The sequence below is a fragment of the Polynucleobacter sp. MWH-P3-07-1 genome, assembly GCF_018687555.1.
Taxonomy (GTDB): Bacteria; Pseudomonadota; Gammaproteobacteria; order Burkholderiales; family Burkholderiaceae; genus Polynucleobacter.
The window spans coordinates 801,388-823,311 of the sequence record NZ_CP061296.1 but is presented as its reverse complement, the minus strand read 5'-3'; the positions used below and the strand labels follow the sequence as shown (position 1 = coordinate 823,311).

Sequence of the window (21,924 nt, the reverse complement as noted above, 5' to 3'; positions counted from 1 at the left end):
CTAGCGCGCTTTAAAGCCACCCTTCAGATCGTTAATCAGGTCATTGACGTTTTCAAGGCCGACGGCAATGCGAACGAGACCATCCACAATTCCAGCCTCTTTTCTTGCCTCAGCAGAAACTCGGCAATGCGTCGTGGTTGCTGGGTGGGTGATGGTTGTTCTGGTATCGCCCAAATTTGCGGTGATTGAGCAAAGTTTGGTCTGATTAATCAGCCGAAATGCAGAACGCTTACCGCCCTTTAAAACAAAAGAAAGAATAGCGCCACCCTCTTTCTGCTGACGCTTCGCCAATGCATGTTGAGGATGGGATTTGAGGCCAGGGTGATAAACGCGCTCAACCCCAGGCTGTTTCTCTAGCCACTGCGCAAGAGCCAAAGCATTTTGACTCTGTTGCTTCATCCGCAACTCAAGAGTCTCTAGCCCTTTAAGGAAAACCCATGCATTAAAGGCGGAGAGTGTCGGGCCCGCGGTTCTGACATAAGGAAAGACCTTGCCGTTAATAAAATCTTTTTTACCAACAATCGCACCACCGACGACCCTACCTTGTCCATCCAGATACTTCGTAGCTGAATGAATCACGACATCTGCACCAAGGGCTAAAGGCTTTTGTAAAGCTGGTGTGCAAAAACAGTTATCCACCACAAATAAGGCCTTAGCCTTCTTCGCAATTGCCGCGATCGCTTTAATATCAGCAATCTCAGTTAATGGATTGGATGGTGTTTCAAGATAAAAAAGTTTGGTGTTGCTTTGCACAGCAGCCTGCCACGCTTTGGTATCTACTAAATCAACATACGTTGTGGTGATGCCAAAACGACCAAGGATATTGCTAAATAGCTGAATGGTTGCACCAAATACCGAGCGAGAGCAAATCACATGATCGCCTGCTTGAAGATGGGCCATTGCGGTGGTCAATATAGCGGCCATACCAGAGGAGGTTGCAATACAAGCTTCTCCACCCTCTAATGCTGCCAAACGATCTTGAAACATACTCACGGTCGGATTGGTGAAGCGCGAGTAGATAAATCCTTTATCGGCATTTGCAAAACCTGCTTCAGCAAGCTCTGCACTATCAAAGCAAAAACTGGAGGTTAAGAACAGTGCTTCAGAGTGCTCATGAAATTCTTCGGTGCGACGTGTACCCGCACGGACGGCAATAGTCTCTAGAGCTAGCTTAGATAGGTCAACTGAGGGTCGTTTTGGTTTACTTTTCATACTGCTATTTTGACACCAAATACAAGAAATGCCTCGATTTGAGGCATTTCTTGTCGTTTTTAGTCTTCGGTTGCAAGATGCAAGTGCAGTTGTGAGCGGGCAAAGTCACTCGGGTCTCCTGCGCGATCTGCCTTCGCGGTGCTGGTATTGCGCGCTGCCTCTAGCGCATCCAGATATGACTCGTTGATATCACCAGTGATGTAATGACCATCAAAGCAAGATGCCTCAAAGTTTTTAATCTCTGGATTGATATCGCGAACTGCCTGTTTCATATCCTCAACGCTCTGGTAAATGAGCTGATCGGCACCAATCAATTTGTTGATCTCTTCATCAGTGCGACCATAAGCCACGAGCTCGCTACGAGTAGGCATATCAATGCCATAGACATTGGGAAAACGGACTGGCGGCGCTGCCGAAGCAAAGATCACTTTCTTGGCGCCAGACTCGCGGGCCATTTGAACAATCTCATAAGAAGTGGTGCCACGCACAATAGAGTCATCCACAATCAAAACGGTTTTATCTTTGAACTCAATGCGCATCGCATTCAGCTTTTGTCGTACAGACTTTTTACGTACCGCTTGGCCTGGCATGATGAAGGTGCGACCGATATAGCGGTTCTTAAAGAAGCCTTCCCGATAGTCGATTCCTAAACGCTTAGCCACTTGCATCGCGGCTGGACGACTGGAATCTGGAATAGGCATCACAACATCAATCTCTTTGACATTCGTTTCTTTACGAATCTTCTCTGCTAGGTAGTCACCCATTCGCATCCGTACGTTATAAACCGTAACGCCATCAATAGTTGAATCAGGACGCGCCATATAGACATACTCAAATATGCAAGGTGTTAGCACGGCTTCTGTAACACATTGTTTAGAGTAGAAGTTTCCATCAAGATCAATGTAAATTGCTTCGCCTGGATTCACGTCACGCACAAAAGTAAATCCTAGACCCTCTAAGGCAACGGATTCAGAAGCAACCATCCACTCTGGACCCTTGGGAGTATCATTGCGGCCGATACATAATGGCCGAATCCCAAATGGATCACGAAATGCTAGCAAGCCATAACCAGCAATTAAAGCAACAACAGCGTAAGAACCTTTCACACGCTTGGTTACAGCGGTGATGGCATTGAACATGGCGCCTTCGTCTAAAGCAGCACTATTCGTTTCTTTTTGAAGTTCATCAGCCAATACGTTGAGCAGAACCTCAGTATCAGAGCTGGTATTGATATGACGACGATCACGATAGGCCATTTCAACCCGCAAGCTTGGTGCGTTGGTCAGATTGCCGTTATGTGCCAAGATAATGCCGTAAGGTGCGCTCACATAAAAAGGTTGCGCTTCTTCTTCGCTGCTGGCTGAGCCGGCAGTTGGGTATCGCACCTGACCGATACCCGCATTACCAACCAGGCTACGCATGTTGCGAGTTCTGAAAACATCACGCACTAGGCCATTTGCTTTATGCATCGTAAAAGAATTGCCATTCATCGTTGCAATGCCTGCAGCGTCTTGACCACGATGCTGCAATAGCAACAAAGCGTCATACAGTAATTGATTTACTGGTGCATGGGAGACTGTTCCGACTATGCCGCACATATGCCTAATTCCCTATGGTTAATGGAATAACTATTTTCGGTACTGCATCATTTAATTGCTTCGCCCAGTCTTCTGGTAACCAAGCTTTAATAAAACCCACTGCGGTCTCAATCGCCGGTCTTGTCAAAGCCTGTTGCCAAGCAATGGTTTGGGGGATCGGGGTTAATAAAGCCAATGTTGCTAAGACCACAACAATCAGAATGCCCCGCATCAAACCAAAAATCAGACCCAAGAAACGATCTGTCAAACTCAATCCCACCGATAGAATAATTTTTTGAACGATGCCACCTAAAAGTCCACAGGCAATCAGAGTAAGGACAAAGAGAATCAAGAAGCTTGCACCGAGGCTAACCAACTCTTCTAGATGAAAGCTGGAGAGCCACTCTGTAGATAGGTAATTGCTATAACGGTAAGCTACCCAAGCCGCTACAAACCATGAAGCGAGCGCGAGCACTTCTTTAAATAAACCGCGAGAGATTCCGATTAAAGCGGATGTGAGCAATACCACTAGGGTGAAGTAATCCACCGTTGTTAGCTTTAAGGTGGATATGAGGTCCATTAGGATTTACCGGCATCCACAATGCGGCTATTGAGTCCCAGCGCCTTGATCTTCTTCTCTGCTGCTTCAGCAGCGTCTTTATCCGGGAATGGGCCTGCTCTTAGTACAAAGAGCTTAGTGCCATCAGATGTGGTTTTATTAATCACATAGGTTGGAATCTTTTGAGCCTTCAACTTGCTTAACCAGCCATTCAGTCGATCTTCTGACTTAAACGCTTCAGTTTGAATCACAAATTTACCCGCAGGATTGGCACCAAGTTTAGTGGTAGCGGGATCTGCGTTGGTTTTTGGTTTATTGCTAGAAGCGACCACTTCTTCGCCAGCTGCTAAGCCCAATGCTGCAGACTTGGCAGGAGCTGGTGGCGGGCTAGATTTGGTATCGGCAGCACTTGCTGTGGGGGGTGTTTGGCTTTGAGATGCGCTTGTGTTCGCTTCGAGCTTGGGTTCGGCTTTATTGTTCTGTGCTGGCACTGGAGCTGGAATTGGTGCAACCGGAGCGACTGCAGGTGGAGTTGCTTGGGGAGCCACATTGGATTTAATGTTTGCTGGTGTCTCAGAATTCATACCTGGAACAGGAAGGCTTGTGACAATATTCACAGCAATATCATTACTAGCTGCCTTGGGCCTGCTATCCAAAATACGTGGCAAGGCGATGAAAGCGAGGATTACTAAAATACTGGCGCCGATCAAGCGATGGCGCGCGCGCTGAGTTTCAGGATCTTCAGTTAAAGCCGGCTCTTCATTTTCTTGGGCCCGAATAAAGGAACGGGCTGTAGATTTTTTAGGGGTGCGACGCACTCCTACTGAGCCTCTTTGGAGGTCATCAGACTGCGAGTTTCGCTTAAAAAGCTTCGGTAAACGAATCATGGATCAATGCGCCTGGTTGTTTCGATAAGCCATTACGCCTGCAACGGTATAGAAGGATCCGAAGATGATAATTCTATCACCCTCTCCGGCCACAGAAAGCGCTTTTTGATAGGCTAAAGCAGGGTTTTGGAAGCTTTCGATACCGCCATCTTGACCATTTTTTTCCTTGACACCGAGGAGTTCAAGCTGGCTGGCTAAGGCCTGAGCAGTTGCAGCACGGGGGGTCGGTAAATCGGTGCAATACCAGAAATCCACAATCCCCAGGAAGGGCTTAATGACTCCAGCGATATCTTTGTCTGCCATCGCCCCAAATACGGCATAGGTATAGGGGTGATAGCCCATCTTGTCCAGACCTTGCGCCAAAGTGGCAGCAGCATGGGGGTTATGAGCCACATCCAGCACAACCGTTGGTTGCCCTGGTAGAACCTGGAAACGCCCTGGCAATTCCACTAAGGCAAATCCATTGCGTATATCCTGCGCACCCACTAGTAAACGCTGATGTAAGGCCATCAAGGCGGCTATAACTCCGCTGGCATTCAGAATTTGGTTGGCGCCACGCAAGGCTGGATAACCTAAGCCACTGAAGCGTTTGCCTCTGCCGCTCCAGCCCCATTGCTGTTTATCACCCAGAAACTGAAAATCGCGGCCCTGCAACCACAGGTCACACCCTAAATTTTCGGCATAGTCGATTAGGGTTTGGGGTGGAACTGGATCCGCACAAATGGCTGTGATTCCTTGACGAAATATCCCCGCTTTTTCTAATGCAATCGCATCACGGGTATTGCCCAAGAAATCCGCATGGTCAATATCAATGCTGGTCACAATCGCGCAGTCGGCATCAACGCAATTGACGGCATCTAAACGCCCTCCCATACCCACCTCCAAGATAACTGCATCTAAAGAGGTTTCTGAGAACAGCATAAGGATGGCCAGAGTTGTGAACTCAAAGTAGGTTAATGAAGGGGCATCAGTCAGACTAGCTCTCGCCTGCTCTACTTTTGTAAAACACTCCAACAAAAGTTCATCAGAGACTTCAGCGCCATTAATTCGTGCACGCTCATTAAAGCGCAATAAATGGGGAGAGGTGTGCATGCCAACACGATAACCAGCGGCCAATAAAATCGCCTCAAGATAGGCGCAAGTTGAGCCTTTACCGTTCGTCCCGGCAACGGTAATGACAGGACAGTTGAACTGGAGATTTAAAGCAGCTTTAACCCGATTAATCCGATCAAGCCCCATGTCAATGCCGACAGGATGGGCCGTTTCAAGGTAAGTAAGCCAAGCCGAGAGGCTGGTAAACAAGGATGGATTTTGAACGTTCGACAAATGCGGCGATATTAGCGGGTGTGAGAATGGCTAGTGAGAATCTGTGCTGTCGGGCTCAGGCAATTGCTGAAGAAGCGCCAGTAGACGCGCCACTTCAGAGCGAAGCTGGCGACGATCGACGATCATATCGACGCCACCCTTTTGCATGAGAAATTCAGAGCGCTGAAAACCTTCGGGGAGTTTCTCGCGCACGGTTTGCTCGATGACGCGCGGACCAGCAAAGCCAATTAAGGCCTTGGGTTCTGCGATCACAACATCCCCCATGAAAGCGAAGCTGGCTGAGATACCACCCATGGTGGGATCAGTCAGAATGCTAATGTAAGGCAGACCCTTTTTAGAGAGCAATGTCAGCATTGAGTTGGTTTTAGCCATTTGAAATAGCGAAAGGAGACTCTCTTGCATCCGTGCGCCACCCGTAGCGGTGATCACAATGAAGGCACATTTTTTGTCAATCGCTTCTTGGGCGCCCCGAGTGAATCGCTCACCCACTACCGAGCCCATTGAACCACCCATAAATTGAAATTCAAAGCATGCAACGACCGCTGGAATATTCTCAATTTTTCCACCCAGCACAATTAATGCTTCAGATTCACCTGAAGCATCAGCCGCTTCTTTAAGTCGATCGGGATATTTCTTGGAATCTTTAAACTTAAGCGCATCTACTGGAAAGATATCGGCACCGATTTCATAACGCCCCTTGGGGTCTAAAAGACTATCCAAGCGCTGGCGAGCGGAAATCCGCATATGGTGATTACACTTAGGACAAACCGAAAGATTGGCTTCGATATCGGTGCTGTAGAGCACAGTTTCACATGCCGGGCATTTAACCCAGAGGCCTTCAGGAACAGACTTGCGATTAGCAGGATCTGTTTGCTGAATTTGGGGTGGCAGTAACTTATCGATCCAACTCATATTGATCTCAACTGTCTAAGGCTGTCCGAATCTCTTGAATAAATTTCTCTAGAGATTGTACTGCCTCGCCTTCAGGGGCTTCTTCTAAGAGGCGAATGATACGACTACCAATCACAACGGCATCTGCAGTCTGTGAAACTGCTTTGGCACTTGCGGCGTCATGGATACCAAAACCTACCGCAATCGGAATGTCACTTACTTCACGAATTTGCGGAATGATGCTGGCTACATCTTGAGTGTTGAGATTCGATGCGCCAGTGACACCGCGTAAGGAAACATAATAAATGTAACCAGATGCTATTTTGGCTGCCTCTTGAATCCGAGCTGGGGAAGAAGTTGGGGCTAATAAAAAAATCGGATCGACACCAGCCGCTTTCATGAGTGCAGCAAATTCGGTGCATTCTTCAGGGGGATAGTCCACCACCAAAACACCATCCACACCCGCAGCTTTGGCTTCTAGAGCAAAGCGCTCTGCTCCCATTTGCTCTACAGGATTCGCATAGCCCATCAGAACAACAGGCGTTTTTTGATCCTTCTCACGAAAGGTCTTCACCATCTCAATACAGCGATGCAGACTAACTTTATGTGACAGGGCTCTTTCAGAAGAACGCTGGATCACCGGTCCATCCGCCATGGGGTCTGAAAACGGTACGCCCAACTCAATCACGTTTGCACCACCGCGGACTAATGCATGCATCAGTTCTACAGTTTGATTTGGGTGGGGATCGCCAGCAGTAATAAAAGGAATTAATCCCTTTTTACCCGTAGCTCGGAGTTCATTAAAAAGAGCAGTAATTTTAGACATGAATCTTTAGCCTTCAGAACCTGTTGCTTGAGCCACGGTATGCATATCTTTATCGCCACGTCCGGATAGATTGACCAGAATGGTCTTATCTTTTCCAAGGGTAGCCGACAATTTACAAGCATAGGCAATCGCATGAGCAGATTCCAGTGCAGGAATGATGCCTTCAATACGGCAGCAATCGTGGAAGGCTTGCAAAGCTTCCTTGTCATCAATTGCTACGTAAGCAGCCCGACCAGAGTCTTTCAACCAAGCATGCTCAGGACCTACTCCAGGGTAATCCATGCCAGCCGAAACAGAATGGGTCTCTGCAATTTGTCCGTTCTCATCTTGTAAAAGATAAGTACGATTACCGTGCAAGACACCAGGCTTACCGACACAGAGCGCCGCTGAGTGAAGGCCGGTATTGAGGCCGTGACCAGCAGCCTCGACTCCAATCAGCTTCACTTCTGGAAAATCAATATAGGGGTAGAAGATACCCATTGCATTTGAGCCACCGCCAACACAAGCTAAAACATAGTCTGGCTGACGTCCAGTCAGATCTGGCATCTGCACTTTGCACTCTTCGCCAATCACACTCTGAAAATCCCTCACCATCATTGGATAAGGATGTGGTCCAGCAACAGTGCCAATGATGTAGAAGGTATCTTCCACATTCGTTACCCAATCGCGCATCGCTTCATTGAGAGCATCTTTTAAAGTTTTAGTCCCAGACTCAACGGGGACAACTTTTGCACCCAGCAGCTTCATGCGATAGACGTTTTGCGCTTGTCGTGCAACGTCTACCGAACCTTGGTACACAGTGCAATCTAGACCGAAGCGCGCACAGATCGTTGCCGTAGCGACACCATGCTGCCCTGCTCCTGTCTCGGCAATAATGCGGGGCTTACCCATCCGCTTGGCTAGCATCGCTTGGCCAATGACGTTATTAATCTTGTGGGCACCGGTATGGTTCAGGTCTTCACGCTTAAAGTAGATCTGCGCACCACCATGAATCTCACTCATGCGCTTAGCGTGGTAAATCGGTGATGGACGACCAACAAAATGTTTCAGCTCGCTATGAAACTCAGCAAGAAATTGGGGGTCATTTTGATATTTTGCGTAAGCGGCCTTAAGTTCATCCAAAGCAAACATCAATGTTTCGGATACAAACACACCACCATAAGGACCAAAGTGTCCTCTTGCATCAGGTTTGTCGTACATGGCTACCTCTTAAATCAAATTACAGCAATTAGGGGGATGACAGCTTCACATCTGCTGCACGAACCGCTTCAATAAATTGCTTGATCAGTGCAGGATCTTTTACACCTTTGCTGATTTCGACACCGCTTGAGATGTCAACCGCGCAAGGATGCAGACGCGCAATCGCCTCGCCGACGTTGTGCGCATTTAACCCACCACTCAAAACGACCCGAGGCCCGTTTACGCTTAGCCATGCTTGCGGAATTCCTTGCCAATCAAAAGGGATGCCCCCTCCTCCATAACCCTCAACTAAAGCATCGAGGAGAAAAGCATTTGCAGCCTCATATTGTAGAGAAAATTCGTCAAAAGCGAACTTAGGCCCTATTCTGGCTGCTTTGATCCAAGGCTCACCCTCAGCAAACAGGGCGCAATCCGATGGAGACTCATCTCCATGAAATTGCCAGAGGCTAATTGGGGCTGTTGACCGAATCTCATCTACCTGGGCCTGACTAGGGTTTACAAGCAAAGCTACCGCATCTACTCCAGCTGGTAAGCGCTTGATAAGCTGGGCTACTGTTTTTGGGGTAACTGCTCTGGGGCTGGGGGGATAGAAGACAAAACCGACCGCATCTGCCCCTGCTTGGACTGCCGCATCTACATCTGCCTCGGTACGTAAACCGCAGATTTTGACCCTAGTATGGCCTGGCGTGAAATGAAGTAGTCCCATAAGCCTAATAATAAGCCCTAGGCAAGCCTAATAGTCGAGGAGCTGGCTCGGTAGTAAAGAATTCTGTAGCCAGGGATCGGGGATCTGGAATACCTCTGGATAGGCAATTTTGGCAAGATATAGACCATCAGGAGCGAATGTGGGTGCAGCCACTTTTCGATCCCTTGCCTCCAAGATTTCCTGCATCCAAGAAGCATCTTGCTTACCAATGCCAATCATCAAGAATGACCCAACCAAATTGCGCACCATATGATGCAAAAAGGCGTTGCCGCGAATCCGGAAATACAACCAAGGTTGCTCAGAAATAATGTCGATCGAGTACAGGGTTTTGATGGGGGTTTTGCTTTGGCATTCCGCGGAGCGAAAAGAGCTGAAGTCATGCTCGCCAATTAAACACTCGGCTGCTTTTTTCATCGCGGGTATATCAAACCAAGTAGCGGGCGGCAACATATAAAAGCCAGCCCGGTGAGCAACTAGCGGAGCGCGGCAAGGACTAGCATGCAGCGCATAAATATAGGTTCTTTCATAAGCAGAAAATCTCGCACTGAAATCTTCTGAAACTGGCTTAGCCCAATTGATCACAATATCAGAGGGTAAAAAGGAATTGATGCCTCTGACCCAAGACCAATCAGAACGTTCGACTGAAGTATCAAAATGAACCACTTGACCCAAGGCATGAACGCCGGTATCAGTTCGGCCTGCTGTAATTGTCTTCACGGGATTATTGGCAACGCCCTCGCCACCAATGAAAGATTCAATGGCTTTTTCTAATTCAGCTTGAACTGAGCGAATGGGGGGTGCTTGGGTTTGCCAACCACAAAACTGACTGCCCTCATACTGCACACCTAATGCAATTCTCACGATTGCGATCTAAACGTTTCGTTGAGCAAGCTCAGCTAACAAGCCCTGAGCCTCAATGGTTAGTAAAGGATCTACTGTATTACTGATGAGCACGATTTCTTCTAAGGATTTTTTAGCTGCAGAATAGTCCTCAATTGTCATGTAGGCCTTGGCCAAATTGAGTTTGACTCGGAGTGTATCCACAAGAACATGGTCAGTAGCCTTGACTTTAGAGGGCGCCTCTAAATCAAGACTAATGCCCGCAAAGAGAGACTTTGCACGCTCAGGTACGGGCATCACTGGAGACACCTGATGAACCATATGTGAGGAGTTTGTAGGTATCTCAGATCGACGAGCATGGCGAGCGAATAGCCATAGTAGTGTGCCAGTCAAGGCAATAAGGCCTAATCCAATTAATGCAGGACCAAATGTACCTAAACCATAGTTTTGGTCTTGGGATTTTTTACCTTTTGCCTGATCCACTAGCTTTTGTAGTTCAGCAATATTCTTTTCAAGCTCCACAACCTTAGCGCGGGTCTGCTCCAATACTTTTTCTTTAGCAACAAGTTCTTCTGCATAAGCCTTTTCTTGGGCATCGGTAGTACTAGCACCAATTTTCAAGCGATCTTGAATTTCTTTGCTCTTGACGGTTTGCTTGGAATCAATCTTTTGATTTCCTTTTTCACCACCAGCCGCATCAGAATGATTGGCTAACCATTCCGCATTGGCCTCGGCCACAAAACGGCTTGCTTCAACAGGACTAATCGATCTGAGAAGAGCTTGACTGGGTTTATTCAGCTCAGCACCAGCTGCAAGCAAATTGATTGAGCCACTCGCAAATGCATCAGGGTTCGCTTTATAAAGCGCCATCATGGCTTGATCCAAGCTAGCGCCCTCTAAAAAAGGAGCCATTTGAGCTGCAATCTCTGATAAGTTTTGCCCTGGTTTAACGATCACTTTTTGTGTATCGCCCAAGAGCAATGTAAAGGTCTTACTTAGACTGCCACTAGCCCAATTAAGCTGAATCAGTACGTCGACGAAGGGGTCATCACTTACAGGGATGGGGTCGACAGTCTCAACTAACACCATTAACCTTTCGTCGCGCGTGCGATATACCATCGACTGCATATTGAAATTGAGTACCTTGCCAGATACTCCAAGACGAGCATAGTCAGCAGCGCTGGGGACCTGCGCCTTGAGACTCTCTAATACATCCTGCTCCTGAGCAGAAACTCGAATAGGTATCTCAACTCGAAGCGGTTGCCCAGCTTGAGACTGGACTTGGGGGGAACCCAAAGTGATCGCTCCAGCCACACCAGACCAGCTCAACAAGAACCCGCAAATAAAGCGGATTAGCAGCAGTCTTCTAAAGCGCACTTCCATCCTTAGTGATCTAAGAGGATACGTAACATACGACGCAATGGTTCGGCAGCGCCCCACAACAGCTGGTCACCAACAGTAAAGGCGCCAAGATACTCAGGGCCCATGGCTAATTTATGGAGTCTTCCAATCGGTACGGTTAAGGTTCCACTCACTGCTGCAGGCGATAGATCGCGCTCAGTCATTTCTCGATCATTGGGGACTACTTTGACCCACTGATTATCGTTAGCCAAAATACTCTCGATTTCTTTGAGGGGAATATCTTTCTTGAGTTTGACGGTCAATCCTTGGGAGTGGCAACGCATTGCACCCACTCGCACACAGAGCCCATCAATGGGAATGCTGCCAGGCGTCCGAAAAGCGGGTTTACCTAAAATCTTATTGAACTCAGCGCCGCCCTTCCACTCTTCTTTGGTCTGTCCATTTTCGACAGGGACATCAATCCATGGAATTAAACTACCTGCTAGAGCGGTATTACGGAAGTTCTGCTTGGGAAAATCAGTAGAACGTAAAGTAGCGGTAACCTTGCGATCAATATCCAAGATCCAAGAGCTAGGATCAGCTAACTCTGCAGCAACGCTGTCACGCAAAGCACCCATTTGAAGCAAAAGCTCACGCATATTCTGAGCGCCAGCTCCAGAAGCAGCTTGGTAAGTCATGGCACTGATCCACTCGACCAAATCCGCTTTGACCAAGCCACCCATGGCCATCATCATTAAACTCACCGTGCAGTTACTACCAATCCAATTTTTACCACCGGCAGCTAAAGCACGATCAATCACAGGACGATTGACAGGATCCAATATCAACACGGCATCCTCTTTCATGCGCAAGGCGCTAGCAGCATCAATCCAGTGTCCTTGCCAACCAGTAGCACGCAACTCTGGAAAGATGGCATTGGTATAGTCGCCACCCTGGCAGGTCAAAATAATGTCGCAACGAGCTAGCGAAGCAATGTCATTTGCATCTTGCAAAGTGGTTTCAGACTTGGTGACTTTTTGACCATTGAAGGCAGGCACTTCACCGCCAACTTGACTGGTACTAAAAAATACCGGCTCGATCAAATCAAAGTCTTTCTCGACCAGCATTCTCTCCATGAGAACGCTGCCGACCATACCGCGCCAGCCAACGAGTCCAACAACTGGTGTATTTTGATTTCCCATATGAGCCACAAATCTGTATTAAGTAATGAATGAATTAAGCGAGTGCCGCTAGAACAGCGTCACCCATCTGAACCGTAGACACTTTCGTTGTTCCAGCGGTATAGATATCTGCTGTACGAAGACCTTGCGAAAGGACTTTCTGCACTGCGACTTCAATCGTATTCGCGTGCTCAGGCATACCCAATGAGTAGCGCAGCATCATTGCAGCCGAAAGAATGGTCGCCAATGGATTAGCGATACCTTTGCCAGCAATATCGGGCGCAGAACCATGACTGGGTTCATATAAGCCCTTATTGTTCTTATCCAAAGAGGCTGATGGCAACATGCCAATAGAGCCTGTCAACATTGCAGCCTCATCCGAAAGAATGTCTCCGAAGAGGTTTCCAGTCACGACGACATCAAATGCCTTAGGTGCTTTGACCAACTGCATTGCTGCGTTATCAACATACATATGGGATAGCTCTACATCGGGATATTCTGCAGATACCCGAATCATGACATCGCGCCAAAGTTGCGATGTTTCTAATACATTGGCTTTATCTACGCTGCAAACTTTCTTGCTACGCTTACGAGCCGCTTCAAAAGCCACTCGACCAATACGCTCCACTTCTGGCTCGCTATAGTGCATCGTGTCAAAACCTTCACGCGCACCTTTAAACAATGGCAACTCTGAGCTGCGAATGCCGCGCGGTTGACCAAAATAAATATCACCGTTCAGCTCTCGAACGATCAAGATATCTAAGCCACCAACGATTTCGGGTTTCAAGCTTGACGCGGCAGTCAGTTCTGCATAGCAAATGGCTGGACGAAAGTTGGCAAATAACTCAAGGTGTTTGCGCAAACCCAGAATGGCTTGCTCTGGACGAAACTCCCGGGCTAAGGTGTCATATTTCCAGTCACCAACCGCTCCAAACAAAATGGCATCAGCCTGTTTGGCCAACTCTAAGGTAGCAGGAGGTAATGGATGACCATGCAGATCATAAGCAGCTCCACCAACTGGAGCCTCTTCCAAGGTGAATTGGGGGACTAGCGCCTTGAGAACCTTAACAGCTTCAGCAACGATTTCCGGGCCGATACCATCACCCGGTAGGACTGCAATTTTCATGAAAAGCCTTTAACTCAATAAAACTACGGCAACTGGGTGGCTAACCAAGGCATTTTAAGAATGCGCTCGGCTTCGTAAGCCATAATTTTATCTGCATGGCGCAGAGTTAGCCCAATATCGTCCAAACCATTGAGAAGGCAATATTTTCTGAAGGGGGCGACCTCAAATGCATAACTTGTGCCGCCTGGCAGGATGACTTGCTGACTGTCTAGGTCAATTGTCAGCTGATAACCATTAAAAGCCTGGGTTTCATTAAATAAATGATCAACTTGAATTTCAGAGAGAACAATCGGTAATAGACCGTTTTTGAAGCAATTATTGTAAAAAATGTCTGCAAAACTAGGGGCGATAATGGCTCTAAAGCCAAATTGAGACAAAGCCCATGGGGCATGTTCGCGCGAGCTTCCGCAGCCAAAGTTTTTCCGAGCCAATAAAATTCCAGCGCCTTGATAGCGAGATTGATTTAGAACGAAGTCTGGATTGATTGGACGGTTAGCGCAATCTTGACCGGGTTCGCCATGATCAAGATAGCGCCACTCATCAAACAGATTTTGACCAAAGCCGGTTTTCTTAATCGATTTCAGAAATTGCTTCGGAATGATCGCGTCGGTATCCACGTTCTCGCGATTCAAGGGGGCAACTAAGCCCTGATAGACGGTGAACTTATCCATAATTATTTAACCGGTGTAACAACAACATCTTTCCCTTTAGTTTGGGAAGAATTATTGCTTGAAGATTTGGGGTCCATCGAAGTCCCCATATTCTGCAGATCTTTGCCAACACCTTCCATGGTATTTGCACAAGCTGCCAAGATCATGCCAAATAGGCCAACCAAGATGAGTCTAGTAATGAGAGAAGTTTTACGCATAGCAGGCTTAAGAAATTTTCCGAATATCAACAAAGTGGCCTTCAATCGCAGCAGCAGCCGCCATCGCTGGACTCACTAAATGGGTTCTACCGCCATTGCCTTGGCGACCCTCGAAATTGCGATTCGAGGTAGAGGCGCAACGCTCGCCTGGTTCAAGGCGATCGGCATTCATAGCAAGACACATCGAGCAACCGGGTTCGCGCCATTCAAAGCCAGCAGCTTTGAATACCCGATCCAGTCCCTCGCGCTCCGCTTGAGCTTTTACCAAACCGGATCCGGGAACTACGAGAGCAAGCTTAATATTCGGTGCAATTTTTTTGCCGATTCGATCAACCACTTTAGCGGCAGCCCGCAGGTCTTCAATGCGACTATTAGTACACGAGCCGATGAATACTTTATCGACGGTAATATTGCTTAGCGGTGTGTTTGGCGTCAAGTCCATGTACTGCAAAGCCCGTTCCATCGCATCACGCTTATTAGGGTCCCGTTCTTTCTCGGGATCGGGTACACGATCACTGATGGGTAAAACCATTTCTGGCGAAGTACCCCAAGTGACTTGCGGAGCAATTTCTTCTGCACGCAGCTCAACCACTGAATCAAATTGAGCACCGGGATCAGAATGCAGGGTGCGCCAATACTGTAGGGCATGACGTAAAGCCTCGCCCTTTGGTGCATAAGGGCGGCCTTGGAGATAGTCAATAGTCGTTTCATCAACAGCAACTAAGCCGGCGCGAGCGCCAGCCTCAATCGCCATATTGCAGATGGTCATCCGGCCTTCCATCGATAAATTCCGAATAGCTTCGCCAGCAAATTCGATTGTGTAACCAGTACCACCCGCTGTTCCAATTTTGCCAATGACGGCCAATACGATATCTTTTGCAGTGCTGCCGGGTTGTAAACGTCCGTCGACACGGACCAACATATTCTTGCTCTTTTTCATGAGTAAGGTTTGAGTGGCAAGAACATGCTCAACCTCTGAAGTGCCGATACCAAACGCTAAGGCACCAAATGCACCATGAGTACTGGTATGAGAATCACCGCAGACAACGGTCATGCCAGGCAAGGTGGCGCCCTGCTCTGGTCCAATCACATGAACGATGCCCTGACGAGTGTCATTCATTTTGTATTGCGTAATACCGAAAGCATCGCAGTTTTGATCGAGAGTATCGACCTGCAATTTAGAAATCGGATCGCTAATGCCTTGTGAACGATCAGTCGTTGGCACATTGTGATCAGATACCGCAAGGTTGGCAGAAATACGCCAAACAGGCCGACCCGCTAAGTTCAAGCCTTCAAATGCCTGAGGACTGGTCACTTCGTGTAATAACTGACGATCGATGTAGATCGTCGCCGTGCCATCCTCTTCGGAGTAGATGACATGGTCATCCCATAATTTATCGTAAAGCGTACGTGACATAAAAACCTTATTTACGATCTGCTAAAGCTGGCACTTTGCGTGATGTTTCACCAGTATAGAGCTGACGTGGGCGACCAATTTTATATTCAGGATCAGTAATCATCTCTTCCCATTGGGCAATCCAGCCTACGGTTCTTGCTAATGCAAAGATGCAGGTAAACATTTCAGTTGGCACACCAAGAGCGCGCTGCACAATACCTGAGTAGAAATCGACGTTTGGATACAGTTTGCGGCTGACGAAGTATTCGTCTTCTAACGCGATCTTCTCCAAGGTCATCGCTAACTTGAATAAAGGATCATTTTCAAGACCCATCTCCTTCAAGACCTCATAACAAGTTTCACGCATCAGTTTTGCACGGGGATCAAAGTTCTTATAAACACGGTGACCAAAGCCCATTAAGCGAACACCGAAGTTCTTATCTTTCACTTGCGCAATGAACTCATGAATTTTCTCGACACCACCATTGGCCTGAATCTCATTGAGCATTTGTAGGCAAGCTTCATTCGCACCACCATGTGCTGGGCCCCACAAACAGGCGATTCCTGCAGAAATTGCTGCAAAAGGGTTGGTGCCTGAGGAACCACAAAGGCGTACTGTTGAAGTAGAAGCATTTTGTTCATGATCCGCATGCAGAATAAAGATGCGATCTAAAGCGCGAACCAGCACGGGATTGACCTTGTATTCTTCACAAGGAGTGGCAAACATCATACGCATGAAGTTTGCGGTGTAGGACAAGCTGTTATCAGGATAGATAAAGGGCTGGCCAACAGAATACTTATAAGCCATGGCAACCAAAGTCGGCATCTTAGCTATCAGACGAATCTGAGCAATTTGGCGAGCCTTCGGATCGGTGTAGTCGATCTGATCGTGATAGAAAGCAGCCATCGCACCAACCAGACCAGTTAAAACAGCCATTGGATGCGCATCGCGACGGAAACCGCGCAAGAAAAATTGCATCTGCTCATGCACCATGGTGTGATGCGAGATCATTTCCTTAAAATCGGCGTCCTGTTCTTTGTTTGGCAAGTTGCCGTTAATCAGCAAATAGCAAACTTCCATGAAGTCACATTTACCGGCTAAATCTTCAATGGGGTAACCACGATACAGCAGCTCGCCTTTATCGCCATCGATATAAGTTATCTTGCTATTACAAGAGGCTGTAGACAAAAATCCGGAATCATAGGTGAACTTACCAGTCTGACCATACAGCTTACGAATATCAATGACATCAGGACCAACGCTGCCTTGATAAATTGGCAAATCAATGTCTGGCGAACCATCGGAAAATGATAGTTTTGCTTTGATATTCGATTCATTCATGTCTAGCCTCTAATCTTTCAATCTGTTGAGATTCAAAACTCCGAAGTACAGCAAATAAAGTACTGCTTTTTAATTAAAACTACTTTTCTCTCAAACGCATCATCATCTTTTGATAAGCGGTAGTTGAAGAAATTTCTTTCAATACAGCCAACTCATCCTTGCGACCAATTAATAAGTCCATCAAGTCGTTGTCATCCAATGCCAGTAGCTGCTTTAGTACTTGACCGTCTTCTGCATTGAGATCATCAGCATATCGGTCAAAAAATCGCTGCAGAATTAAATCGTTTTCCAACAATCCTCGGCGAGCATCGCTCTTTAACCGATATAACTCTGCATTACTCAAATTCATGAGCTTAGACAGCCCTACGAACCATTAACTCTTTAATCTTACCAATCGCCTTAGTTGGATTCAAATGCTTAGGACAGACATCCACGCAATTCATGATGGTATGGCAGCGGAATAAACGATATGGGTCTTCTAAATTGTCTAAACGCTGTGCGGTATCTTCGTCACGGCTATCGGCAATAAAACGATAAGCTTGTAATAAGCCAGCGGGACCAACAAACTTATCAGGATTCCACCAGAAAGATGGGCATGAAGTAGAGCAAGAGGCGCACAGAATGCACTCATACAAACCATTCAGTTCTTCACGTTCTTCTGGGCTCTGCAAGCGCTCTTTCTCAGGCGCTGGATTGTCATTGACTAAATAAGGCTTGATCGAGAGATATTGCTTAAAGAATAAGGTCATATCAACAATCAAGTCACGCACCACTGGCAAGCCAGGTAATGGGCGCAGAGTAATCACTTTAGGCAAGGTCAACATATTGGTTAAGCAGGCCAAACCATTCTTGCCGTTAATGTTCATCGCATCAGATCCGCAAACACCCTCGCGGCATGAACGACGATACGAAATACTCTCATCTTGTTTCTTTAGGGAGATCAGTGCATCTAACAACATGCGCTCGCCGCTTAATTCCAGCTCATAGCGTTGCATGCGAGGCGCTGCATCAACCTCTGGGTCGTAACGATAAATTTCAAAAATCCGGGTATCACTCATCTTTTATCTCTCTTATCGATCTCTAACTTAGAAAGTACGTTCTTTGGGTGGAACAGATTCAACCGTTAAGGGCTTCATCACGACGGGTTTGTAATCTAAGCGGTTACCTTCGCTGTACCAGAGGGTGTGCTTCATCCAGTGATCATCATCGCGATGAGGATGGTCATCGTGGGAATGAGCACCGCGACTTTCCTTGCGGGCAGCTGCAGAGGTCATCGTAGCATTGGCAGTTTCAATCAAATTGGCCACTTCCAGAGCTTCAATACGTGCGGTATTAAAAATCTCCGACTTGTCTTTTAACCAGAGATGGTTTGCACGCTCAGTGAGCTGAGCCATCTGACGCAGACCTTCATCCATTAACTCTTGGTTACGGAAAACACCAGCGTAGGTTTGCATAGTCTTGCGGATGTCGTTGGCTACGTCTTGCGCATACTCACCAGAGCTGGAGTTATCCAACTTAGCAATCCGTGCAAGCGTCTGCTCACCGGCATCAGCAGGCAATGGTTTGAACTCTTGTTTTTTCAAATCAGCAGCGACAATGTGGTTGCCAGCGGCGCGACCAAAGACCAAGAGGTCTAACAATGAGTTCGTACCGAGACGGTTCGCGCCATGCACGGACACACAAGAGCATTCACCGATCGCGTAGAGACCATGCACGATCTCGTTTGGCTTGCCGTTCTTTGGCACAACCACTTGACCATTAATATTGGTTGGAATACCACCCATTTGATAGTGGATGGTTGGCACCACAGGAATATTTTGTTTGGTAACGTCTACGTTAGCAAAGTTAATACCAATCTCATAAACCGATGGCAAACGCTTCATGATGGTGTCTGCACCAAGGTGAGTCAAATCGAGTTCGACATAATCACCATTAGGACCACATCCACGACCTTCTTTAATTTCTTGATCCATACAACGGGATACGAAATCGCGTGGCGCTAAATCTTTATAGGTTGGCGCATAACGCTCCATGAAGCGCTCACCATGCTTATTACGCAAAATAGCACCTTCACCACGACAACCTTCGGTCAATAGAACACCAGCGCCCGCTACACCAGTTGGATGGAATTGCCAAAACTCCATATCCTCTAATGGAATACCTGCGCGTGCAGCCAGACCCATACCATCACCAGTATTAATAAAGGCATTGGTTGAGGCTGCCCAAATACGACCTGCGCCACCAGTAGCCAGCATCACTACCTTAGCTTCCAAGATATAGACCTGACCGGTTTCCATTTCGAGAGCGGTAACGCCAACTACGTCGCCCTCGTCATTGCGGATCAAATCGAGAGCCAACCACTCAACAAAGAAATTGGTTTTGGCACGCACGTTACGTTGATACAAGGTATGCAACATGGCATGACCGGTTCGATCTGCCGCTGCACAAGCGCGTTGCACGGCTTTCTCACCATAGTTCGCAGTATGTCCACCAAAGGGACGTTGATAGATCGTGCCATCTGGGTTACGGTCAAACGGCATACCAAAGTGCTCTAACTCATAAACTACTTTTGGCGCCTCGCGACACATAAATTCGATCACATCTTGGTCGCCCAACCAGTCAGAACCTTTGATGGTGTCGTAAAAGTGATAGTGCCAATTGTCTTCATTCATATTGCCAAGCGCTGCGCCAATACCGCCCTGCGCTGCTACGGTATGGGAGCGAGTTGGAAATACTTTAGTCAAGACGGCAACATTCAAACCGGCTTCAGCAAGTTGCAATGAGGCACGCATGCCAGAACCACCTGCGCCGACAATGACTGCATCAAAACGGCGACGTGGCAAAGCTTTTTTAATCTCGGTCATCGAATTACACTTTCCACAAAATTTGTACAGCGTAAGCGGCGCAAGCCACCAAATACAAGACGGTTAATACCTGTAAGCCCAAACGAATACTCACCGGCTTAACGTAGTCCATCCAGATATCCCGAATACCAATCCAGGCGTGATAGAACAGGCTCAATAAAGCCAACAGGGTGAGCAACTTCATGAATTGATTGCTTAAGAGGCTTGACCATGCTGCATAACCAGTGCCACCAGTCACACAGTAGTCAACTAAAAGGACGACGGTAAACACCACCATCACAATCGCCGTAATGCGCTGAATGATCCACTCTTTAAGGCCGTAATGCGCACCAACGACTAAGCGCTTAGGTCCAATTTGATATTGAGGCATGGGATTTCCTTAGTAGATGGCAAACATTTTGAGGCCAACGATTGCTGTTAGACCCAAGCCGAGGAAAAAAACGATGATCGCAGAGCGATTGGATTCAGCTTTACTGATGCCAATCTCGAGATCCAGCAACAAATACCGAATGCCGGCGCAAAAGTGATGCAAGAAGCACCAAATCAGCCCCAAACAAATGAGTTTGACCAAGACATTGCTAGTTAAACCCTGAAATGCTTGATAGGTTTGCTCAGATGCCAGACTTTGATCGAGCAAATACAAAATAAATGGGAGCAATAGAAATAAAACAGCACCGCTGATGCGATGAAGAATCGACACCTTACCCGCCCAAGGGAGTCGGTAATGAATCAGTTGGGCTAAGCCAATATTCCGAAACACGGGCTTATCTTTTTTAACGTCCTGCTGTGCATCAACCATGGGCAATCTCGATATTTAGGTGGAGGTTCAGTTCAGTCTTGCTGTGTCGCAACATATTCTATTGGAAACCACAGAAAGTGTAGGTATTTTAGGTGGAATTAAGGTTTTAGTGGTTTTTACTAAGTTTTATGGGTTAACTAGTTAAGCATATTTTGGTAATGTTGCTGAGTTGTGTCATAACGTGCCCTACGGATTTCCACCGGCTTATTTCCATAGGTAAAAGCGAGACGTTCAACCAATAAGACGGGATGTCCAATCGGAACATGAAGATGGGTGCTCAGCAGCTCATCGGCAGCAATGGCCTTAATCTTTTCTTCTGCTCTAACCATATGGGTTGCAAAGCGGGTTTCGTACAGGGCATAAACGGGGCCAGACCACAAGGTCAGCATTTCTAAATCAAGGTCTTTGAAACGTGTTGCTGGAAGTAAAATGTGTTCAAAAACAATGGGTTTGCCAACATAGCTTTGCACTCGTTGAACTTCTATTAAGGCATCACCCGTCTTTAATTTAAGCAATTGAGCATCTTTTGCATTGGCCCTCACCTTTTTGCATGCCAGAAACTGACTCATTAAGGGGAACTTTTGACCTTCATCTGGCACTAAATGCAGAAAGCGATATTGCCAGTCCTCTTCGTGGTGAGTTGCGACAAAAGTACCCTTACCCTGTCTTCTGACCAGAAGATTTTGGGCGGCCAACTCATCAATTGCCTTGCGAACGGTACCCTGGCTTACTGAAAAACGGGTAGCTAACTCCATTTCACTGGGAATCAGGGAGCCTGGCAACCATTCTGCAGCCTGCAGACTGGCCAGAATTAATGCCTTGATCTGCTGATAAAGGGGGCTAAATGACGCGCTTGCGGTTAATGCCTCGGGCACAAGATCTCCAATTTCACACTTGAATTCGCTAAAATCTCAGAATGTCGAAGTCTTATATAAGACATCTGTGACAGTGTAAATCTAAACTTCATTCAGTTGAATGGATAA

At 47.2% G+C, this 21,924-nt stretch carries 23 protein-coding genes; all 23 read right to left on the bottom strand.

Going from position 1 to position 21,924, the window contains the following annotated elements:
* Positions 1 to 1,212: an O-succinylhomoserine sulfhydrylase gene (locus tag ICU98_RS04275; RefSeq protein ID WP_215352951.1), complete on the bottom strand. Its 1,212-nt coding sequence runs from the start codon at positions 1,210 to 1,212 to the stop codon at positions 1 to 3.
* Positions 1,213 to 1,271: 59 nt separating this feature from the next.
* Positions 1,272 to 2,810, bottom strand: a complete 1,539-nt coding sequence (gene purF, locus ICU98_RS04270) for an amidophosphoribosyltransferase (RefSeq protein WP_215352949.1) — start codon at positions 2,808 to 2,810, stop codon at positions 1,272 to 1,274.
* A 4-nt stretch (positions 2,811 to 2,814) separates the two neighbouring features.
* Positions 2,815 to 3,369, bottom strand: a complete 555-nt coding sequence (locus ICU98_RS04265; RefSeq protein ID WP_215352947.1) for a CvpA family protein — start codon at positions 3,367 to 3,369, stop codon at positions 2,815 to 2,817.
* Complete coding sequence (locus tag ICU98_RS04260; RefSeq protein ID WP_215352945.1) at positions 3,369 to 4,235, bottom strand: SPOR domain-containing protein; 867 nt, start codon at positions 4,233 to 4,235, stop codon at positions 3,369 to 3,371. The genes ICU98_RS04265 and ICU98_RS04260 overlap by 1 nt, the downstream gene beginning before the upstream one ends.
* A 3-nt stretch (positions 4,236 to 4,238) precedes the next feature.
* Positions 4,239 to 5,561 carry a bifunctional tetrahydrofolate synthase/dihydrofolate synthase gene (gene folC / locus ICU98_RS04255; protein ID WP_251365393.1) on the bottom strand — a complete coding sequence of 441 codons (1,323 nt, stop codon included), beginning with the start codon at positions 5,559 to 5,561 and terminating at the stop codon, positions 4,239 to 4,241.
* A gap of 30 nt (positions 5,562 to 5,591) precedes the next feature.
* Positions 5,592 to 6,473 carry an acetyl-CoA carboxylase, carboxyltransferase subunit beta gene (gene accD / locus ICU98_RS04250; protein ID WP_215352943.1) on the bottom strand — a complete coding sequence of 294 codons (882 nt, stop codon included), beginning with the start codon at positions 6,471 to 6,473 and terminating at the stop codon, positions 5,592 to 5,594.
* A gap of 7 nt (positions 6,474 to 6,480) precedes the next feature.
* Positions 6,481 to 7,278, bottom strand: a complete 798-nt coding sequence (trpA, locus tag ICU98_RS04245) for a tryptophan synthase subunit alpha (protein WP_215352941.1) — start codon at positions 7,276 to 7,278, stop codon at positions 6,481 to 6,483.
* Between the two features lie 6 nt (positions 7,279 to 7,284).
* Positions 7,285 to 8,478: a tryptophan synthase subunit beta gene (gene trpB / locus ICU98_RS04240; RefSeq protein WP_215352939.1), complete on the bottom strand. Its 1,194-nt coding sequence runs from the start codon at positions 8,476 to 8,478 to the stop codon at positions 7,285 to 7,287.
* A 28-nt stretch (positions 8,479 to 8,506) separates the two neighbouring features.
* Positions 8,507 to 9,184 (bottom strand): phosphoribosylanthranilate isomerase, encoded by a 678-nt coding sequence (locus ICU98_RS04235; protein WP_215352935.1) that lies wholly within the window; start codon positions 9,182 to 9,184, stop codon positions 8,507 to 8,509.
* A gap of 27 nt (positions 9,185 to 9,211) precedes the next feature.
* The gene (truA, locus tag ICU98_RS04230; RefSeq protein ID WP_215353091.1) at positions 9,212 to 10,048 is read right to left on the bottom strand and encodes a tRNA pseudouridine(38-40) synthase TruA; all 837 of its coding nucleotides are present in this window, start codon (positions 10,046 to 10,048) and stop codon (positions 9,212 to 9,214) included.
* A 6-nt stretch (positions 10,049 to 10,054) separates the two neighbouring features.
* Positions 10,055 to 11,407: a FimV/HubP family polar landmark protein gene (locus tag ICU98_RS04225; protein ID WP_215352930.1), complete on the bottom strand. Its 1,353-nt coding sequence runs from the start codon at positions 11,405 to 11,407 to the stop codon at positions 10,055 to 10,057.
* Positions 11,408 to 11,409: 2 nt separating this feature from the next.
* The gene (gene asd / locus ICU98_RS04220; protein WP_215352928.1) at positions 11,410 to 12,567 is read right to left on the bottom strand and encodes an aspartate-semialdehyde dehydrogenase; all 1,158 of its coding nucleotides are present in this window, start codon (positions 12,565 to 12,567) and stop codon (positions 11,410 to 11,412) included.
* Positions 12,568 to 12,601: 34 nt separating this feature from the next.
* Positions 12,602 to 13,672 carry a 3-isopropylmalate dehydrogenase gene (gene leuB, locus ICU98_RS04215; RefSeq protein ID WP_215352923.1) on the bottom strand — a complete coding sequence of 357 codons (1,071 nt, stop codon included), beginning with the start codon at positions 13,670 to 13,672 and terminating at the stop codon, positions 12,602 to 12,604.
* A 23-nt stretch (positions 13,673 to 13,695) separates the two neighbouring features.
* A complete protein-coding gene (gene leuD / locus ICU98_RS04210) occupies positions 13,696 to 14,343 on the bottom strand; it encodes a 3-isopropylmalate dehydratase small subunit (protein WP_215352922.1) in 648 nt (215 codons plus the stop codon).
* Positions 14,344 to 14,345: 2 nt separating this feature from the next.
* The gene (locus ICU98_RS04205; RefSeq protein ID WP_215335576.1) at positions 14,346 to 14,540 is read right to left on the bottom strand and encodes a hypothetical protein; all 195 of its coding nucleotides are present in this window, start codon (positions 14,538 to 14,540) and stop codon (positions 14,346 to 14,348) included.
* Positions 14,541 to 14,547: 7 nt separating this feature from the next.
* On the bottom strand, positions 14,548 to 15,957 hold the full coding sequence (leuC, locus tag ICU98_RS04200) for a 3-isopropylmalate dehydratase large subunit (RefSeq protein WP_215335575.1): 1,410 nt from the start codon (positions 15,955 to 15,957) through the stop codon (positions 14,548 to 14,550).
* A gap of 7 nt (positions 15,958 to 15,964) precedes the next feature.
* Positions 15,965 to 17,278, bottom strand: a complete 1,314-nt coding sequence (gltA, locus tag ICU98_RS04195) for a citrate synthase (RefSeq protein ID WP_215352920.1) — start codon at positions 17,276 to 17,278, stop codon at positions 15,965 to 15,967.
* A gap of 79 nt (positions 17,279 to 17,357) precedes the next feature.
* Positions 17,358 to 17,627, bottom strand: a complete 270-nt coding sequence (locus ICU98_RS04190) for a succinate dehydrogenase assembly factor 2 (protein WP_215352918.1) — start codon at positions 17,625 to 17,627, stop codon at positions 17,358 to 17,360.
* Between the two features lie 4 nt (positions 17,628 to 17,631).
* The gene (locus tag ICU98_RS04185) at positions 17,632 to 18,336 is read right to left on the bottom strand and encodes a succinate dehydrogenase iron-sulfur subunit (protein ID WP_215352917.1); all 705 of its coding nucleotides are present in this window, start codon (positions 18,334 to 18,336) and stop codon (positions 17,632 to 17,634) included.
* 27 nt (positions 18,337 to 18,363) lie between these two features.
* Positions 18,364 to 20,142, bottom strand: coding sequence for a succinate dehydrogenase flavoprotein subunit (gene sdhA / locus ICU98_RS04180; RefSeq protein WP_215352915.1), 1,779 nt, complete (start codon positions 20,140 to 20,142; stop codon positions 18,364 to 18,366).
* Positions 20,143 to 20,146: 4 nt separating this feature from the next.
* Positions 20,147 to 20,512 (bottom strand): succinate dehydrogenase, hydrophobic membrane anchor protein, encoded by a 366-nt coding sequence (gene sdhD, locus ICU98_RS04175; RefSeq protein WP_215352913.1) that lies wholly within the window; start codon positions 20,510 to 20,512, stop codon positions 20,147 to 20,149.
* A 9-nt stretch (positions 20,513 to 20,521) separates the two neighbouring features.
* Positions 20,522 to 20,941 (bottom strand): succinate dehydrogenase, cytochrome b556 subunit, encoded by a 420-nt coding sequence (sdhC, locus tag ICU98_RS04170; protein WP_215335570.1) that lies wholly within the window; start codon positions 20,939 to 20,941, stop codon positions 20,522 to 20,524.
* Between the two features lie 137 nt (positions 20,942 to 21,078).
* The gene (locus tag ICU98_RS04165) at positions 21,079 to 21,816 is read right to left on the bottom strand and encodes a GntR family transcriptional regulator (RefSeq protein ID WP_215352910.1); all 738 of its coding nucleotides are present in this window, start codon (positions 21,814 to 21,816) and stop codon (positions 21,079 to 21,081) included.
* Positions 21,817 to 21,924: the final 108 nt, after the last annotated feature.